This is a genomic window from Azospirillum brasilense, from assembly GCF_008365405.1.
GTDB lineage: Bacteria > Pseudomonadota > Alphaproteobacteria > Azospirillales > Azospirillaceae > Azospirillum > Azospirillum brasilense_D.
The window spans coordinates 87,858-103,288 of the sequence record NZ_QOKV01000013.1 but is presented as its reverse complement, the minus strand read 5'-3'; the positions used below and the strand labels follow the sequence as shown (position 1 = coordinate 103,288).

Genomic DNA, 15,431 nt, shown 5'->3' with positions numbered 1-15,431 from the left:
GGCCTTCTTCGTTTCGTCCTGGCCAGCATCCCCGCGTTTCTGTAGCAACACACCCGCTACGCCGGTTCTCGAATGGCGGGGGACAATTCGCGAAGGCCTTCCATCGGTTCGCCGCCGGATCGGCCCTCCTTCCCCCCTCCCATCAAGTACGCGGCCGTAACCCCGGTCACCCCTCCCCAGACCACATGGGCAGTCAGCATCAAGGTGTTGCGGGCGCGTGGATGACGCGTCGCAGGCGTCAGGATGCGCATCGCTGGAATCCACCCCAGATAGCTGGCACCCCAGACCGCAAGGCCATAGCCGATTCCCGTCGCCACCGCCGGTCCGCCGACCCGTTGCGCGATCGCCGGATACAGCGCACCGGCAGCGGCGCCGTAGCCGTAATGCAGGGCAAGCGTCAGGTCGCGGCGCTCCGGTTCGTCCATCGCGTCCATCACACCGGTCGGGCCGACGACCCGGTCCGTGATCAGGCGCGGCGGCAAGGGGTAACGGTCCTTCTCCGGCAGCGCGCGGAACATCGCGCGCATGGCCGCCGTCATGGCGACGGTGCCGGCCAGTCCGGCGATGGCTCCGGCGACAGAGTGGTTCATGGGAAACTGACCAAAGGTTGTTGTGTGGAGCCTCCAATCAACAGGACCCCTCCTTTCAAGGTTCCTGGCGAGGCTTCGGGGGCGGCGGGGAAACCTCTTGCTTGGCCAAGCGTTGAGGGACCAGGGCGTGGCATCCGACTCAAGGTGCAGTACATGCGTCGCTTCCTGCGGGACAACGGGCTGTCGGTCGCCTTGTTCGGGCTGTTCCTCGTCTCCATCGTCGGGCAGGTGCTGGCGGGATGGCGCGCCCTGGCGGAGGAGCTTCGCCTCCATGCCCAGCCGGCCGTCGGCTTCCTCGACTATCTGACCACCGGCCATTTCCTGTCGGCGACCTTCGAGAACTGGGAGAGCGAGTTCCTCCAGATGTCGGTCTATGTGCTCCTGACCGCCATCCTGGTCCAGAAAGGCTCCTCGGAATCCAAGAAGCCGGAAGAGGCCAACCCGGAGGACGAGGCGCCCGAGCGGCGGCGCGGCGACCCCGACGCGCCCTGGCCGGTGCACCGGGGCGGCCTGCTGCTGCGGCTCTACTCCCACTCGCTCAGCATCGCGCTGGTCAGCCTGTTCGTGATGTCCTTCGCCCTGCATCTGGCGGGCAGCACGCGGCGCTCGAACGAAGAGGCGGCATGGCATCACCAGCCCACCAAGACCATGGGCGAAACCCTGGCCGATCCGGAATTCTGGTACGAGAGCTTCCAGAACTGGCAGAGCGAGTTCCTGTCCATGGGGGTTCTGGTCGTGCTCGGCATCTATCTGCGCGAGCGCGGCTCCCCCGAATCCAAGCCGGTCGCCGCCCCGAACCGCCAAACCGGCGACTGAAAGTCCGGCCCGCCACCGCCCGTCTTCCGGCGTCGGGCGCGCTCGACTCTCGGGCCGCCTTCGGCCATGGTATCGCCCCGAAGGGAAGAGGCCGCATCATGTCCGACGAAAAGACCACCGACACGCTCCAGACCGCCACCGAAGCCCCCGCACCCGCCGGGGACGGCAGCGGCCTGTATCTGGTGGACGGGTCGGGCTTCATCTTCCGGGCCTTTCACGCCCTGCCGATGCTGAACCGCCCGGACGGCACGCCGGTCAACGCGGTGCTTGGCTTCTCCAACATGCTGCTGAAGCTGCTGGCCGACCTCAAGGCCTCCGCGGTGGCGGTGGTCTTCGATTCGAAGCGGCTGAACTTCCGCAACGAATTCTATCCCGAATACAAGGCCCACCGCCCCGAGCCGCCGGAGGAGCTGAAGCCCCAGTTCGCCCTGATCCGCGAGGCGACGGAGGCCTTCTGCCTGCCCTGCCTGGAGCTGGAGGGCTACGAGGCCGACGACCTGATCGCCACCTACGCGCGGCTGGCCAACGAGGCCGGGCGCGAGGTCACCATCGTGTCGTCCGACAAGGACATGATGCAGCTCGTCCGCCCCGGCGTGCGCATGCTCGACCCGCTGAAGAACAAGCCCATCGGCCCCGACGAGGTGTTCGAGAAGTTCGGCGTCGCCCCCGACCGGGTGGTGGACGTGCAGGCGCTGGCCGGCGACAGCGTGGACAACGTGCCGGGCGTGCCGGGCATCGGCGTGAAGACCGCCGCCCAGCTCATCACCGAATACGGCGACCTGGAATCGTTGCTGGCCCGCGCCGGCGAGATCAAGCAGCCGGCCCGCCGCCAGAAGCTGATCGACTTCGCGGAGCAGGCGCGGATCTCCCGCCGCCTCGTCCTGCTGGACGACCACGCCCCGCCGCCGAAGCCGCTGGAGGAGCTGCGCGTCCGCGAGCCCGACCACCAGAAGCTGATCGACTTCCTGCGCGCCCAGGGCTTCCGCACCATCGTCAGCCGCGTCGAGGCGGAGATGCGCAAGGACGGCACCATCGCCGACGGCGCGGCCCCCTCCGCCACGCCGTCCGCCGGCGCGGCCAAGACGGCCGCCCCCTCCCCCGCCCCGGCGGCGGAGGCCGGCGCGCCGCGCAGCCGCCCCGCCCCGCCGACCGACGTCGAGCAGCGCTACGAACTGGTGCAGGACCTCGACGCACTGGCCGTCTGGCTGGAGCGCGCCCGGACCACCGGCGTCCTCGCCGTGGACACCGAAACCAACTCGCTGACCCCCGCCACGGCGACGCTGGTCGGCATCTCGCTGGCGACCGAGCCGGGGCTGGCCTGTTACATCCCCCTGGCGCATCAGGCCCCCAACGCCGCGGCCAGCGGGGAGCTGTCCTTCGAGACACCGGAAGCGCCGAAGCAGATCCCGGCGGAGGACGCGCTGAAGGCCCTGAAGGAGGTGCTGGAGGACCCGGCGATCCTCAAGATCGGGCACAATTTCAAGTTCGACCACCAGCTCTTCGCCCGCCACGGCGTGCGCGTGTCGCCCGTCGACGACAGCATGCTGATCTCCTATGTGCTGGAGGGCGGCGCCCACGGCCACGGCATGGACGAGCTGGCGGAGTTGCACCTCGCCCACACGACCATCCCCTACAAGGAGGTCTGCGGCACCGGGAAGAACCAGATCACCTTCGACCGCGTGCCGCTGGACAAGGCGCTGGCCTACGCCGCGGAGGACGCCGACGTCACGTTGCGGCTGTGGCGGGTGCTGAAGCCGCGTCTGGTCGACGAGCGGATGGTCACCGTCTACGAGACTCTGGAACGCCCGCTGGTGCCGGTGATCGCCGACATGGAATCCTGCGGCATCCGCGTGGACCGGGCAGCACTCGCCCGCCTCTCCCAGGACCTCGCCGTGCGCATGGCGGAGATCGAGAAGGAGGTGCACCAGCACGCCGGGCGCAGCTTCAACATCGGCTCGCCCAAGCAGCTCGGCGAGATCCTGTTCGACGAGATGAAGCTGGGCACCGGCAAGAAGGGCAAGACCGGCGCCTACTCCACCGATTCCAGCGTGCTGGAGGAGCTGGCGGAGCAGGGCCACGTCATCGCCCAGCGCGTGCTCGACTGGCGCCAGCTCGCCAAGCTGAAGAACACCTACACCGACGCGCTCCAGGCCCAGATCGCCGAGGGGACGGAGCGGGTGCACACCGCCTTCGCCATGGCGGCGACCAACACCGGCCGCCTGTCCTCGACCGACCCGAACCTGCAGAACATCCCGGTCCGCACCGAGGAAGGCCGCAAGATCCGCCGCGCCTTCGTGGCGGCGCCGGGGCACAAGCTGATCTCCGTCGACTACTCGCAGATCGAGCTGCGGCTGGTCGCCGAGATGGCCGACATCGCCGCGCTGAAACAGGCCTTCCAGGACGGCATCGACATTCACGCGGCCACCGCCAGCCAGGTCTTCGGCGTGCCGCTGGATCAGATGACTTCGGAGATCCGGCGCAAGGCCAAGGCGATCAACTTCGGCATCATCTACGGCATTTCCGGCTTCGGGCTGGGCCGCCAGCTTGGCATCGCGCCGGGCGAGGCCAACGCCTTCATCAAGGCCTATTTCGAGCGCTTCCACGAGCTGAAGGTGTGGATGGAGGCGACCAAGGCCTTCGCCCGCCAGAACGGCCATGTGGTGACTCTGTTCGGGCGGCGCTGCTACATCCCCGGCATCCACGACAAGAACGCCGCCCGCCGCGCCTTCGCGGAACGGCAGGCGATCAACGCGCCGATCCAGGGCACCGCCGCCGACATCATGAAGCGCGCCATGGCCCGCGTGCCCGGCGCCCTGAAGGAGGCCGGCTTCGACGAGGTCCGCATGCTGCTCCAGGTGCACGACGAACTGCTGTTCGAGGCGCCGGAGGATCAGGCCGAACGCGCCGCCGCCCTGGTGCGGCAGGTCATGGAGGGGGCCGCGACGCTCGGCGTGCCGCTGGTGGCGGAGGCCGGCATCGGCGGCAACTGGGACGAGGCGCATTGAGATGTCCAGCCAGGATTCCGGCGCCAATGGCTCTGCCGAGCCCGAATTCGAGGCGCTGATCCGCTACATCCAGGAAGCCCGCGGCCTCGATTTCCGCGGCTACAAGCGCACCAGCCTGCAACGGCGCATCCGCCGCCGGATGGAGGAGGCCGGCTGCGAGGATTTCGCCGCCTACCACGGCCTGCTGGAAGCCGACCCGCAGGAATTCATCCATCTTCTGAACACCGTGCTGATCAACGTGACCTCCTTCTTCCGCGACACCGAGTCGTGGGACGTGCTGCGGAAGGAGGTCGTCCCGCAGATCCTGGCGCAACGCTCCGACCGCGACCCCATCCGCATCTGGAGCGCCGGTTGCGCGTCGGGGGAGGAGCCCTACTCCCTCGCCATGCTGTTCGCCGAGGCGCTGGGCAAGGACGCCTTCATCAACCGGGTGAAGATCTACGCCACCGATCTGGACGACGCGGCGCTGAACACCGCCCGGCACGCCATCTACTCCCCGCGCGACGTGGAAGGCGTGCCGTCGCCGTTGCTGGAACGTTATTTCGAGCGCACCAACAACCACTATGTCTTCCAGCGCGAGCTGCGCAAATGCGTGATCTTCGGGCGCCACAATCTGGTGACCGACGCCCCGATCTCGCGCATCGACCTGCTGGTCTGCCGCAACCTGCTGATTTATCTGGAAAGCGAAACCCAGAGCATCGTCCTGCCGCGCCTGCACTATGCGCTGATGAACGATGGCGTCCTGTTCCTCGGCAAGGCGGAAACCCAGCTCGCCCGCTCCAAGATGTTCGAGCCGGTGAACCTGAAGAGCCGCATCTTCCGCAAGGTGCCGCAGGAATGGCGGCGCAGCCTGGGCGGCAGCCTGACCATCGCGCCGGACCAGAACAGCCACCGGCAGAGCTTCCAGAGCCGCCTGATGGAAGGCATCGTGGACAGCAGCGCCACCGCCTATCTGTCGGTCGACGGCGACGGCATCCTGGTCTTCGCCAACGCCATGGCCCGGCGGCTTCTCGACGTGGGCGAGATCGATATCGGCCGCCCGTTCCAGGACCTGTCGATCTCCTACCGCCCGGCGGAGCTGCGTTCGCGAATCGAAGAGGTGCAGAAGACCGGGCGCGCGGTGCGCATCGAGCATCAGGAATTCGCCCGCCCGCCGGGTGAGCCGATGCGCCTGAGCATCGAGATCTCCCTGCTTTACGGGCGCGACGGCAAGCCCTTCGCCACGCTGCTCGGCTTCACCGACACCAGCCGGCATTTCCAGGTGCAGCAGGAGCTGGAAGCGGCCCAGGAGAGCCTGGAGACGACGATCGAGGAGCTGCAAAGCTCCAACGAGGAGCTGGAGACGACCAACGAGGAACTCCAGTCCACCAACGAGGAGTTGGAAACCACCAACGAGGAACTCCAGTCCACCAACGAGGAGCTGGAGACCATGAACGAGGAGCTGCGCTCCGCGAACGAGGAGCTGGAGGTCGCCAACGAGGAGTTGCGCCGCCAGGGCGAGGAATCCGGGGAGTTCCGCCGCTACTCGGAATCGATCCTGCGCAGCATGGACGTCGGCATCATCGTCCTGGACCAGGATTTGCGCGTGCGCTCCTGGAACCGCTGGGGCGAGAACATGTGGGGCCTGCGCGCCGAGGAGGTGCAGGACGAGGACTTCCTCGACCTCGACATCGGCCTGCCGGTCCAGCGGCTCCGCAACGATCTGGAAGGGGTTCTGCACAGCGAGGCGCCGCCGCAGCCGGTCACGCTCAACGCCGTGGACCGGCGCGGCCGCGCGGTGACCTGCCGGGTCCGGCTCTCCCCACTGCTGTACGAGGCGCGGGAGGCTCGCGGCGTCGTCCTGATCATCGAGGACGTGACCGACCAGACCCGGACCGAAGCCCTCGCCGGCTATCTCGGGCGGGTCATCGGCGAATCCCTGAACGAGGTCTATTTCCTCGATCCGTCCAGCTTCCATTTCCTGCTGGTGAACCGCGGCGCCGAGACCAAGCTGGGCTACAAGCTGGAGCATCTGAAGCGACTGGCCGTCCACGACCTGATGCCCGAGGTGCCGGCGGAGCGCTTCCGGGCTCTCGTCGCCCCTCTTCTCTCGGGCGACAAGCAGGAGGTGGTCTTCGAAACGGTGATGCAGGGCAGCCAGCGCGGCCCCCATCCGGTCGAGGTCTGCCTTCAGCATTTCGGCGGGGAACAGCCGCCGATCCTCGTCGCCATCGTGCACGACACCACCGAACGCCAGCATCTCGGCGCGGATGGCGGCGAAAAGGCGGAAGTGGAGTAAGGGGCACTCAGAAGCGGTCAGGGGTGCCGCTTCCGGGGGACATGGACGGGCGAATCCACTCCTCCCCCAGGAAGCGGATCAGCACCTCCGCGCGCTCGCGCGCCTCGCGCCCGGCCTCGTCCCAGCGTCGGGCGGACAGGGTCTGCCTCTTGGCCTCCGCCGTCTCGGCGAGGCGCAGACACAGGGCGGCGCGCTCGTTCAAGGCCCGCAGCGCCACCTCGAACGCCTGCTCCACCCCATGAAACTGCGCCTCCTCCAAGCTGTCGGCGCCGAACCGATGGCCGATGTGGCAGGTGAAATAGGGCAGCGTGTCCACCCTGGTTTCCTGGAGCGCCCCCCCGCAATCCGGGCAGGTCAGGGCGGCCGGCCTGTTCAAATCATATATGCCTTTCATCGGCGCCTCCTTGGAAACCGCGGGCGGCGCTGGGCCGGTCGCCAACGCGCCCGCCACGATCAGGTCACCCTCCTTCACAAGGTCCCGGTCTTCGCCCGTCGCGCACCGGCGGGAGACGGTCCGATCAATCCTCTCCCTCGGCGATCATGCCGCCCGCCAGTTCCTGGCCCTGTTTGGACAGCACCTCTTTCAGCATCGACACGGTCCGCTCGGCCTCCTGCGCCGACCGGGTCCAATTGGCCTCGACGGTGGGGTGCCCATGCTCACGGGCTCGTTCGGCCAAGCGCCGGAACATGATCGCTCGGTCCTCGTGTGTGCGCAGGGCAATCCAGATAGCCTGTTCGATCGACTCCCGATGGGACTCCGCCAGCGTCGTGGGCCCGTAGGCATGGCCGACCTTGCAGCGGAAGCGCAGCAGCGGACCGTCCTCCACCTCCACCAGATTGCCCCCGCAGTCGGGGCAGCTCAGCGTGCTCGGTTTGCCGACGGAGGCGGTGAATTCCGGCATCGCATCGAACTCGTTCTCGGGGATGCGCGCCTCGATCGCGATGTCGGCGGGCACCGGCACGGCGGGGCCAGGCGGCTCGTTCAACGAACAGACCAGCAACGCCGGGAGGTCGGACAGCGGGGCGCAGGCGTCCACCGAAACCTGTTGCATCGCGTTGCGCGGCATGCCGGGCCACTCGGCGTCCTCCGGGTCCTGCACCATTGCCAGCCCACCGCAGCGCTTCACGGCGCGCAGCCCGGCGGTTCCGTCGTCCAGCGTGCCGGACAGGATCAGCCCCACCGCCCGCGGGCCATAGGCGACCGCCACCGACCGGAACAGCGGGTCAATGGCCGGGCGGCAACGGTTTTCCCGCGCCCCACGGCGCACCAACGCGCAACCGTCCCTGACGAGCAGGTGATGATCGGGCGGGGCGACGTGAATCCAGCCTGCCCGCACCGGCTCCCCGTCCTCGGGATGAAAGGCGGGAAGCCAGCCGGCGCGCGACAGCAAGGTCGGCAGCACGCTGTGCGTGGCGCCGACGTGCTGAACAACGAACACCGTGGCCGTCACGTCGCGCGGCATCGCCGCGAACAGGTTCCGCAGGGCGGTGATTCCACCGGCGGAGGCCCCGATGGCCAGGATGTCCCTCTTATCCATGAGCCGGAAACGACAGAATGTTCATGCACGGCATTAACAGCAGGGCGATGCAGAAATTCCGGCTTTGGTTCTATCACTTTTCCACGCGCGCACTGTTGAGCGGGCTGTGCAATCATTCGCTTCCAACGAGAGGGGTGAGTTTGGGAAAATCGGCATCCATCCGCGCAGGGGGCGATGCGCGCGAGTCCGAGCGCGACGTGTTGCTCCAGCGTGTCGCCGAACTGGACCGGAGCCTGGAACAGGCCCTGGTGACGGCGGAGGATGCCCTCGAGGAAGCCCGCCTTCTGGCGGCCGACCGGATTCAGCTCGAAGAGGAAATGACCGCGCAGCGGCATGAGATCGCCGCGCTGCGCGAGCGCCTCACCGCGTCGGAAACCCGCCGGGCGGAGCTGCTCGACGCCTTGGCGGATTCCGACCAGCGCTTGAACACGCTCCGCCGGGATGAGACCCATCTGTCGGAGGAGCTCCAGACCTCCTACGAGGAGCTTCAGGTCCTCACCGAGGAACTGGAGCAGGCCAACGCTGATCTGGAGCAGCGGGTTGAGGAGCGCACGGCCCAGCTCACCGAAAGCGAGCGGCGGTTCCGCACCCTGTTCGAGGCGATGGACGAGGGATTCCTCCTCGCCGACGTCCTGTTCGACGGCGACCGGCCGGTGGACGTGCTGTACCTGGAGATGAATCCCGCGGCGCGGCGTATGACCGGGGAGGACTTCGTCGGGCGGCGGCTGCGCGAGATCAGCCCGGCCTTCGAGGACCACTGGTACGAGGTGTTCGGCCGCGCGGCGCGCGACGGTGAATCGACGCGGACGGAGCTGTATGCCGGACCGCTCGAAAAATGGATCAATTTCTACGTCTTCAAAGTCGGCGCCCCCGAGCAGCGCCGCATCGCGGTGATCTTCCGCGACGTGACCGAACGGAAGCGGACGCAGGAGCAGCTCAAGCAAGCGAAGGAGATGGCGGAGGCGGCGAACCGGGCCAAGACCAAGTTCCTCGCCGCGGCCAGCCACGACCTGCGCCAGCCGATCCAGGCGGCGGCTCTCTATGCTCATGTCCTGCTCGGGTCGGTCGGCGCCGACCCGATCGCCCAGGAATCGCTCAACCGGCTGAAGGCGTCCATCGACAGCCTGAACGGCATGCTGAGCGGGCTGCTCGATCTGTCCCGGCTGGAGGCCGGCGTCATCGAGGTGGCGGTCAGCGATTTCTCGCCCACGGCCCTGATGACCCGCTTGGCCGAGGAGTTCCGCGGCGTGGCCGAGGCGTCGTCCATCGAACTGCGCTGCCGGCCCGGCCGCTTGGCCGTGTCCACCGACCCCCATCTTCTGGAACGGCTGCTGCGCAACCTGCTGTCCAACGCCATCGCGCACGGCCGGCGCAAGGATACGGACGGTCGAGGGCGGGTGCTGGTCGGCTGCCGCCGCCGGGCGGACGGGGTGGAGTTCCAGGTGTGGGACAACGGGCCGGGCATCCCCGAGGACGCCCGCGAGGCCATCTTCGAGGAATTCCGCCAGCTCAACAATCCGGAGCGCAACGCCACCCAGGGCTTCGGGCTGGGCCTGTCCATCGTGTCGCGCCTCGCCCGCCTGCTGGGGGCGGAGGTGGCCCTGCGCTCGCGGGTCGGCTCGGGTTCGGTCTTTTCGGTGACGGTGCCCTACGCCCGCAAGCCGGAGGCCAGCGCCGCGGTGGTTCCGGTCGCCAACCGGGAACCGCGGCTGAAAGGGCGCACGGTGCTGCTGGTGGAGGACGACGAGCAGGTCCGCCGCAGCATGACCATAATGCTGAAACGCTGGGGCCTGCGCGTGGTCGCCGTGTCCTCGGCGAGTGAACTGGCCGCGGCGCTGCCCGGCCTGCGGCGCCCCCATGTGGTGCTGACCGACTACCGTCTGCCGGGCGGCGACTCCGGACGCTCGGTGGTCGAGCTGGTGCGCCAGCGCTGGCCGGTGCCGGGCATCATCATCACCGGCGACACCGCCCCGGAGCGGTTGCGCGAGGCCATGTCGCTCGGCTGCCGCCTGCTGCACAAGCCGGTGCTGCCCGCCGATCTGGCCGGGGCGCTGGGCGAGGTTCTGCCCTCCTAAAAGTGGCGCACCGGTGCGGGGCTGCGACCAATAGTCCCTTGTTCCTTCGGCATAGTCCGATTAACCTAATCCCTTACTCGGATTAAGGGGTCGACCGGGACATGCCGGCTTTAATCGGAAGCATCGGACGCAGGCTGGGCCGCGCCGCCGTGATGGCGGGCGGGGTGGCTTTGCTTCTGCAGCTTCTGGGCTGGGCCTTCCTGATTCCGGTGGCCAACGCCGCGACCGGCGAAACGGTCATGATCTGCACGCCGCAGGGCATGGCCTCCATCGCCCTCCCCGACGGCCCGCCCCCCGACTCCCTGATCCCGGACGGCAAACCCACGCTGTCCATGGGCGAGGATTGCCCGGTCTGCGGGCTGGTCGCCGGCCTCGCCGCGCCGCCGCCGCTTCTGACCGTGGTGCTGCCCGTCTCCGTCGTCGCCCACAGCTCCATCGGACTGCCCGGCCAGCACATCGCCGCCGGCTGGTTCCTGTCGCGGCTGAAGGCACGAGCGCCCCCGGCCCTCGTCTGACCGCCCTCGGCATGCGCCGTGTGATCGCCGCGCCCGGCTTTTGAGCTTGGCGGCGTGGCCCTCCCGGCCGTGCCCACTCCACCCCTCACGCCAGCCTTCGCACCGCAACCCGCCGGTCCCGATCCCTTGCGCCGATTGTCGCGCGGATCGACGGCCGGGCGGGACGGCAAGGCTGCGCCGATCTTCACTCGTCCGATTCGAGAACGAGCGCCCTATGATTCGCCTGTCCACCGCCGCCGCCGCGGCGAACGCCCCCCGTTTGTCCAATCGTCTTCTCGCCTCCACCGCTCTTCTGACGGGCATCCTCGCCGCTCTCGGCGCGCCGGCCGCAGCCCAGACCCCGCAGGCCCTGCCCGCCGTCCCGGTCGAGACGGAGACGGCCCCCGCCGCCACGGTGCCGGAGAAGGGCCTGTCCCGGCCGCTCGGCACCGGCACGCTGGACGCCGCTGAGATCGCCAGCCGCAAGATCGCCAGCCCGGACGCCGCGGCGCTGCTGCGCAGCCTGCCCGGCGTGTCGCTCTACAGCGCGGGCGGATTCTCCAGCCTGCCAGCGCTGAACGGTCTGGCCGACGACCGCGTGCGCGTCCAGCTGGACGGCATGCCGATGACCGCCGCCTGCGCCAACCACATGAACGCGCCGCTGTCCTACGCCGACCCCGCCGTCATCGGCGCGATCGAGGCCATCGCCGGCGTCACCCCGGTCAGCAAGGGCGGCGACAGCATCGCCGGAACCGTCTCGGTGACCAGCAAGCCTCCCGTTTACGCCCAGCCCGGCGAGCCCATCCACGGCGAGGGCAGCCTGTCCACCATCTACCGCTCGAACGGCAACGGCACCACCCTGTCCGGCACCGCCACCGCGGCGACCGAGCGGTTCAGCCTGCGCTACACCGGCGCCTGGAGCCGGGCGGACGACTACAAGGACGGCGACGGGGACAAGGTCCGCTCCACCCTCTACAACGTGCAGAACCACGCCCTGTCGGCCAGCGCGCGCAAGGACGGGCACGAGATCACCCTGTCCGGCGGTTACCAGTATTCGCCCTATTCCGGCTTTGCGAACCAGCGCATGGACATGACGCTGAACCGCGGCACCACCCTGAACGGCCATTACAAGGGCGCGTTCGACTGGGGCACGCTGGACGGCCGGGCCTTCTGGCAGCGCACCGTCCACGCCATGAACTTCCTGCACGACAAGGGCGGCGCCGACCGTGGCGGCATGCCGATGAACACGGACTCGCACGAGATGGGCTACGCCGTCTCGGCGGAGGTGCCGCTGTCGGCGCAGGACACGCTGCGCGTCGGCAACGAGCTGGTCCGCTACCGCATCGACGACTGGTGGCCGCCGGTCGCCGGGTCGGCGATGATGTCGCCGCTGACCTTCGTGAACCTGAACGACGCGCGGCGCGACCGGCTGGGCACCTTCGCGGAATGGGAAAAGCGCTGGACCCCGGCCTGGACCTCGCTGCTCGGTGTGCGCAACGACGTGGTGTGGATGGAGAACGGGCCGGTCCAGCCCTACTCCTGGGCCGACCCGATCCGCACCGGCATGATGGGCATGGGTATGGGCATGGCGAACCCGGACGCGCCCGCCGCCACGGCCTTCAACCGGGCTGACCGCTCCAAGACCGACGTGAACGTCGACGCCACGGCACTGCTCCGCTTCGCGCCGTCCGCGTCGGAACGCTACGAGTTGGGCTTCGCCCGCAAGACCCGTTCGCCCAACCTGTACGAGCGGTTCGCCTGGGGCACCGGGGGCATGTCCTCCACGATGATCGGCTGGTACGGCGACGCCAACGGCTATGTCGGCAACCCGGACCTGAAGCCGGAAACCGCCTACACGGTCGGCGCCACCGCCGCTTGGCAGGACGCCGAGGCCAAGCGCTGGTCGGTCAAGGTCACGCCCTATTATTCGCACGTCGAGAACTTCATCGACGCCGACCGCATCGGCAGCCTGTCGAACGGCTTCGTCCAGCTGCGCTTCGCCAACCACACGGCGGAGCTGTACGGCATCAACGCCGAGGGCCGCAGCATCGTGCACCAGGACGAGCGACTGGGCGAGTTCACGGTGGGCGCCGTGGTCAGCTACGTCCGCAGCCGCAACCTCGACACCGGGCGCGACCTCTATCACATCATGCCGCTGAACGGGACGATCGACCTGGGCCACCGGTTGGGCGACTGGAGCAGCGTCCTGGAATTCCAGATGGTCGGGCGCAAATTCCTGGTGGATTCCGGGCGGAACGAGCCGGAAACCCCCAGCTACGCCCTGGTCAACTTGCGCACCAGTTACGTCTGGGGCAATCTGCGCGCCGACGTCGGGATCGAGAACCTGTTCGACGCCCACTATTACCTGCCGCTGGGCGGCGTCGATTACGGCGATTTCCGCGCCAGCGGCAACCGCCAGCCGATCGGCGCCCTGGCCGGCATGGGGCGGTCCTTCAACCTCGGCCTGACGATGGCCTTCTGATGGAGGCCGGCTGACGAGGCCCCCGCCTTGCGCGCGATCCGCCTGCATGAGCGTCCCCAGCCGGCCCGCCGGCCGCTGGGGGCGCTCGCCCTGTCCGGGACGCTGCACGCCGGCATCCTGGCCGTCCTCCTGTCCGCCGCCGGAGCGGCCCCCGGCACGGTCGCGGAGGAGACCGGCGCCGTCAGCCTGAACGAAACCACGCCGGTGATCGAGGTGATGCTGGTGGCGTCCGAGGCGGACAGCGGCCCGCCGCCGGCCGCGGTCGCCGAACCGGAGATCACCCCGGAGATCGAACCGCAGCGGGAACCCGCGCCGGAACCGGAGCCGGAGCCCACTCCCGAACCGGCGACCCCGGAGGCAGAACCGACCCCGGAACCCGCACCAGAACCGATCCCTCCACCACCACCCAAGCCGCTGCCGAAGCCAGCGCCAAAGCCACCCGTCAAGGCGATGCCGAAACCGCAGGCGGCCCCTGTTCAGAATCCCTCCCCGGCGCCGTCCGCCGGAACCGGAACCGGTCGCAACGCGGCGGCGGCGGTCGAGCCGGTGTCGGCCAGCCGGGGCGCGATGGTGGATTACGGGGCGCAGGTCTGGGCCTGGATCGGGCGGCACAAGCCGGAGAAGGTGGTCGGCGGCGGGCAGGCCACCGTCAAGCTGACCCTCGGCACGGCGGGCGAGGTGCTCGACGCCGCCATCCTGACGTCGAGCGGCGACGAGGCGCTGGACCGCGCCGCCCTGGCCGCGGTGCGCAAGGCGTCTCCCTTCCCCACCCCGCCGCCCGGTCTGTCGGCAGAGGACCGCGTTTTCTCCGTGCCCTTCCTGTTCCGCCCGCGGTAAATCCGGCGCGTCGGAAGTGGTGCTCAACCCTGCCCACCCCCACTTCCCGTTTGCGCTTTGCGGCTCCACGTAGGATAAAGCGCCCCAATTCCCGAGATTTCCGACGGCGAGCACCCCCATGGGCTTCAATTGCGGCATCGTCGGCCTGCCGAACGTCGGCAAGTCGACCCTGTTCAACGCGCTGACCGCCACCCAGGCGGCCGAGGCGGCGAACTTCCCCTTCTGCACCAAGGAGCCGAACGTCGGCCGCGTCGGCGTGCCCGACCCGCGGCTGGACAAGCTGGCGGCCATCGCCAAGTCGCAGAAGATCATCCCGACCCAGCTCGAATTCGTCGACATCGCCGGCCTGATCCGCGGCGCCTCGAAGGGTGAAGGTCTGGGCAACCAGTTCCTCGCCAACATCCGCGAGGTGGACGCCATCGTCCACGTCCTGCGCTGCTTCGAGGACGACGACGTCACCCATGTGGAAGGCAACGTCGATCCCCTGCGCGACGCCGAGGTGGTCGAGACGGAGCTGATGCTCGCCGACATGGAGAGCCTGGAGCGCCAGCTCACCAGCCTCCAGAAGAAGGCCAAGGGCGGCGACAAGGACTCCAAGATCAAGGCCGATCTGATGGAGCGCGCGCTGAAGGTCCTCCAGGACGGCAAGCCGGCCCGCGTCGTCGAGGTCAGCGACGAGGAGTGGCCGGTCTTCAAGCAGTTCATGCTGCTGACCGCCAAGCCCGTCCTCTACGTCTGCAACGTCGAGGAGGCCTCGGCGGCCACCGGCAACAGCCTGACCGCCAAGGTCGCCGAAAAGGCCAAGGCCGAGAACGCCGGCATGGTCGTCATCTCCGCCGCCATCGAGGCGGAGGTCGCCCAGCTCTCCGACGCCGCCGAGAAGCAGGAGTTCCTGGAATCCCTCGGGCTGGAGGAGACCGGCCTCAACAAGCTGATCCGCGCTGGCTTCCAGCTTCTCGACCTCATCACCTTCTTCACCGTCGGCCCGAAGGAAGCCCGCGCCTGGACGGTGCGCCGCGGCGCCAAGGCCCCGGAAGCGGCCGGCGTCATCCACACCGATTTCGAGCGCGGCTTCATCCGGGCCGAGACCATCGACTTCGACAGCTACATCACGCTGGGTGGCGAGCAGGGCGCCAAGGACAACGGCAAGATGCGCCAGGAAGGCAAGGAGTACGTCGTCAACGACGGCGACATCTTCCATTTCCGCTTCAACGTTTGATTGGACAGCCGCGCAACCCTTCTCCTCTCTGGGGGAGAAGGGTTAACGCCTCCCAATCTTATCACCGTCAGAGAATCCGTTAACTCTTTCGTAAAAC

11 protein-coding genes are annotated in these 15,431 nt (G+C 68.6%); 8 read left to right on the top strand and 3 right to left on the bottom strand.

The genetic code is table 11. The annotated features are described in order from the left end of the window. Positions 1-56 precede the first annotated feature (56 nt). On the bottom strand, positions 57-590 hold the full coding sequence (locus DS837_RS19565; protein ID WP_211102335.1) for a hypothetical protein: 534 nt from the start codon (positions 588-590) through the stop codon (positions 57-59). A gap of 153 nt (positions 591-743) precedes the next feature. Here DS837_RS19565 and DS837_RS19560 point away from each other — a divergent pair, with 153 nt between their 5' ends. From DS837_RS19560 to DS837_RS19550, 3 genes are all read left to right on the top strand, one after another. Continuing rightward, a complete protein-coding gene (locus DS837_RS19560; RefSeq protein ID WP_149166297.1) occupies positions 744-1,406 on the top strand; it encodes a DUF6766 family protein in 663 nt (220 codons plus the stop codon). Between the two features lie 98 nt (positions 1,407-1,504). Then, positions 1,505-4,411 carry a DNA polymerase I gene (gene polA / locus DS837_RS19555; protein ID WP_149166296.1) on the top strand — a complete coding sequence of 969 codons (2,907 nt, stop codon included), beginning with the start codon at positions 1,505-1,507 and terminating at the stop codon, positions 4,409-4,411. Between the two features lies 1 nt (position 4,412). Beyond that, positions 4,413-6,689: a CheR family methyltransferase gene (locus DS837_RS19550; RefSeq protein WP_149166295.1), complete on the top strand. Its 2,277-nt coding sequence runs from the start codon at positions 4,413-4,415 to the stop codon at positions 6,687-6,689. A gap of 7 nt (positions 6,690-6,696) precedes the next feature. Here DS837_RS19550 and DS837_RS19545 read toward each other — a convergent pair whose 3' ends face one another. Both DS837_RS19545 and DS837_RS19540 read right to left on the bottom strand, forming a co-directional pair. Next, positions 6,697-7,005 carry a hypothetical protein gene (locus tag DS837_RS19545; protein ID WP_211102333.1) on the bottom strand — a complete coding sequence of 103 codons (309 nt, stop codon included), beginning with the start codon at positions 7,003-7,005 and terminating at the stop codon, positions 6,697-6,699. Positions 7,006-7,207: 202 nt separating this feature from the next. After that, the gene (locus tag DS837_RS19540) at positions 7,208-8,227 is read right to left on the bottom strand and encodes a chemotaxis protein CheB (protein ID WP_149166294.1); all 1,020 of its coding nucleotides are present in this window, start codon (positions 8,225-8,227) and stop codon (positions 7,208-7,210) included. A gap of 197 nt (positions 8,228-8,424) precedes the next feature. Between DS837_RS19540 and DS837_RS19535 the strand changes: the two genes are divergently transcribed. The 5 genes from DS837_RS19535 to ychF all read left to right on the top strand — a co-directional run bounded on the left by DS837_RS19535 (position 8,425) and on the right by ychF (position 15,334). Next, on the top strand, positions 8,425-10,302 hold the full coding sequence (locus DS837_RS19535; RefSeq protein WP_247890031.1) for an ATP-binding response regulator: 1,878 nt from the start codon (positions 8,425-8,427) through the stop codon (positions 10,300-10,302). Between the two features lie 101 nt (positions 10,303-10,403). Continuing rightward, positions 10,404-10,817 (top strand): DUF2946 family protein, encoded by a 414-nt coding sequence (locus DS837_RS19530; protein WP_247890030.1) that lies wholly within the window; start codon positions 10,404-10,406, stop codon positions 10,815-10,817. A 214-nt stretch (positions 10,818-11,031) separates the two neighbouring features. Further along, positions 11,032-13,278: a TonB-dependent receptor gene (locus tag DS837_RS19525; RefSeq protein WP_149166292.1), complete on the top strand. Its 2,247-nt coding sequence runs from the start codon at positions 11,032-11,034 to the stop codon at positions 13,276-13,278. 27 nt (positions 13,279-13,305) lie between these two features. Next, positions 13,306-14,115, top strand: coding sequence for an energy transducer TonB family protein (locus DS837_RS19520; RefSeq protein ID WP_149166291.1), 810 nt, complete (start codon positions 13,306-13,308; stop codon positions 14,113-14,115). 118 nt (positions 14,116-14,233) lie between these two features. Further along, entirely contained in the window at positions 14,234-15,334 is a 1,101-nt protein-coding gene (gene ychF / locus DS837_RS19515) for a redox-regulated ATPase YchF (RefSeq protein WP_149166290.1), read from the top strand. The last annotated feature ends 97 nt before the right edge of the window (positions 15,335-15,431 follow it).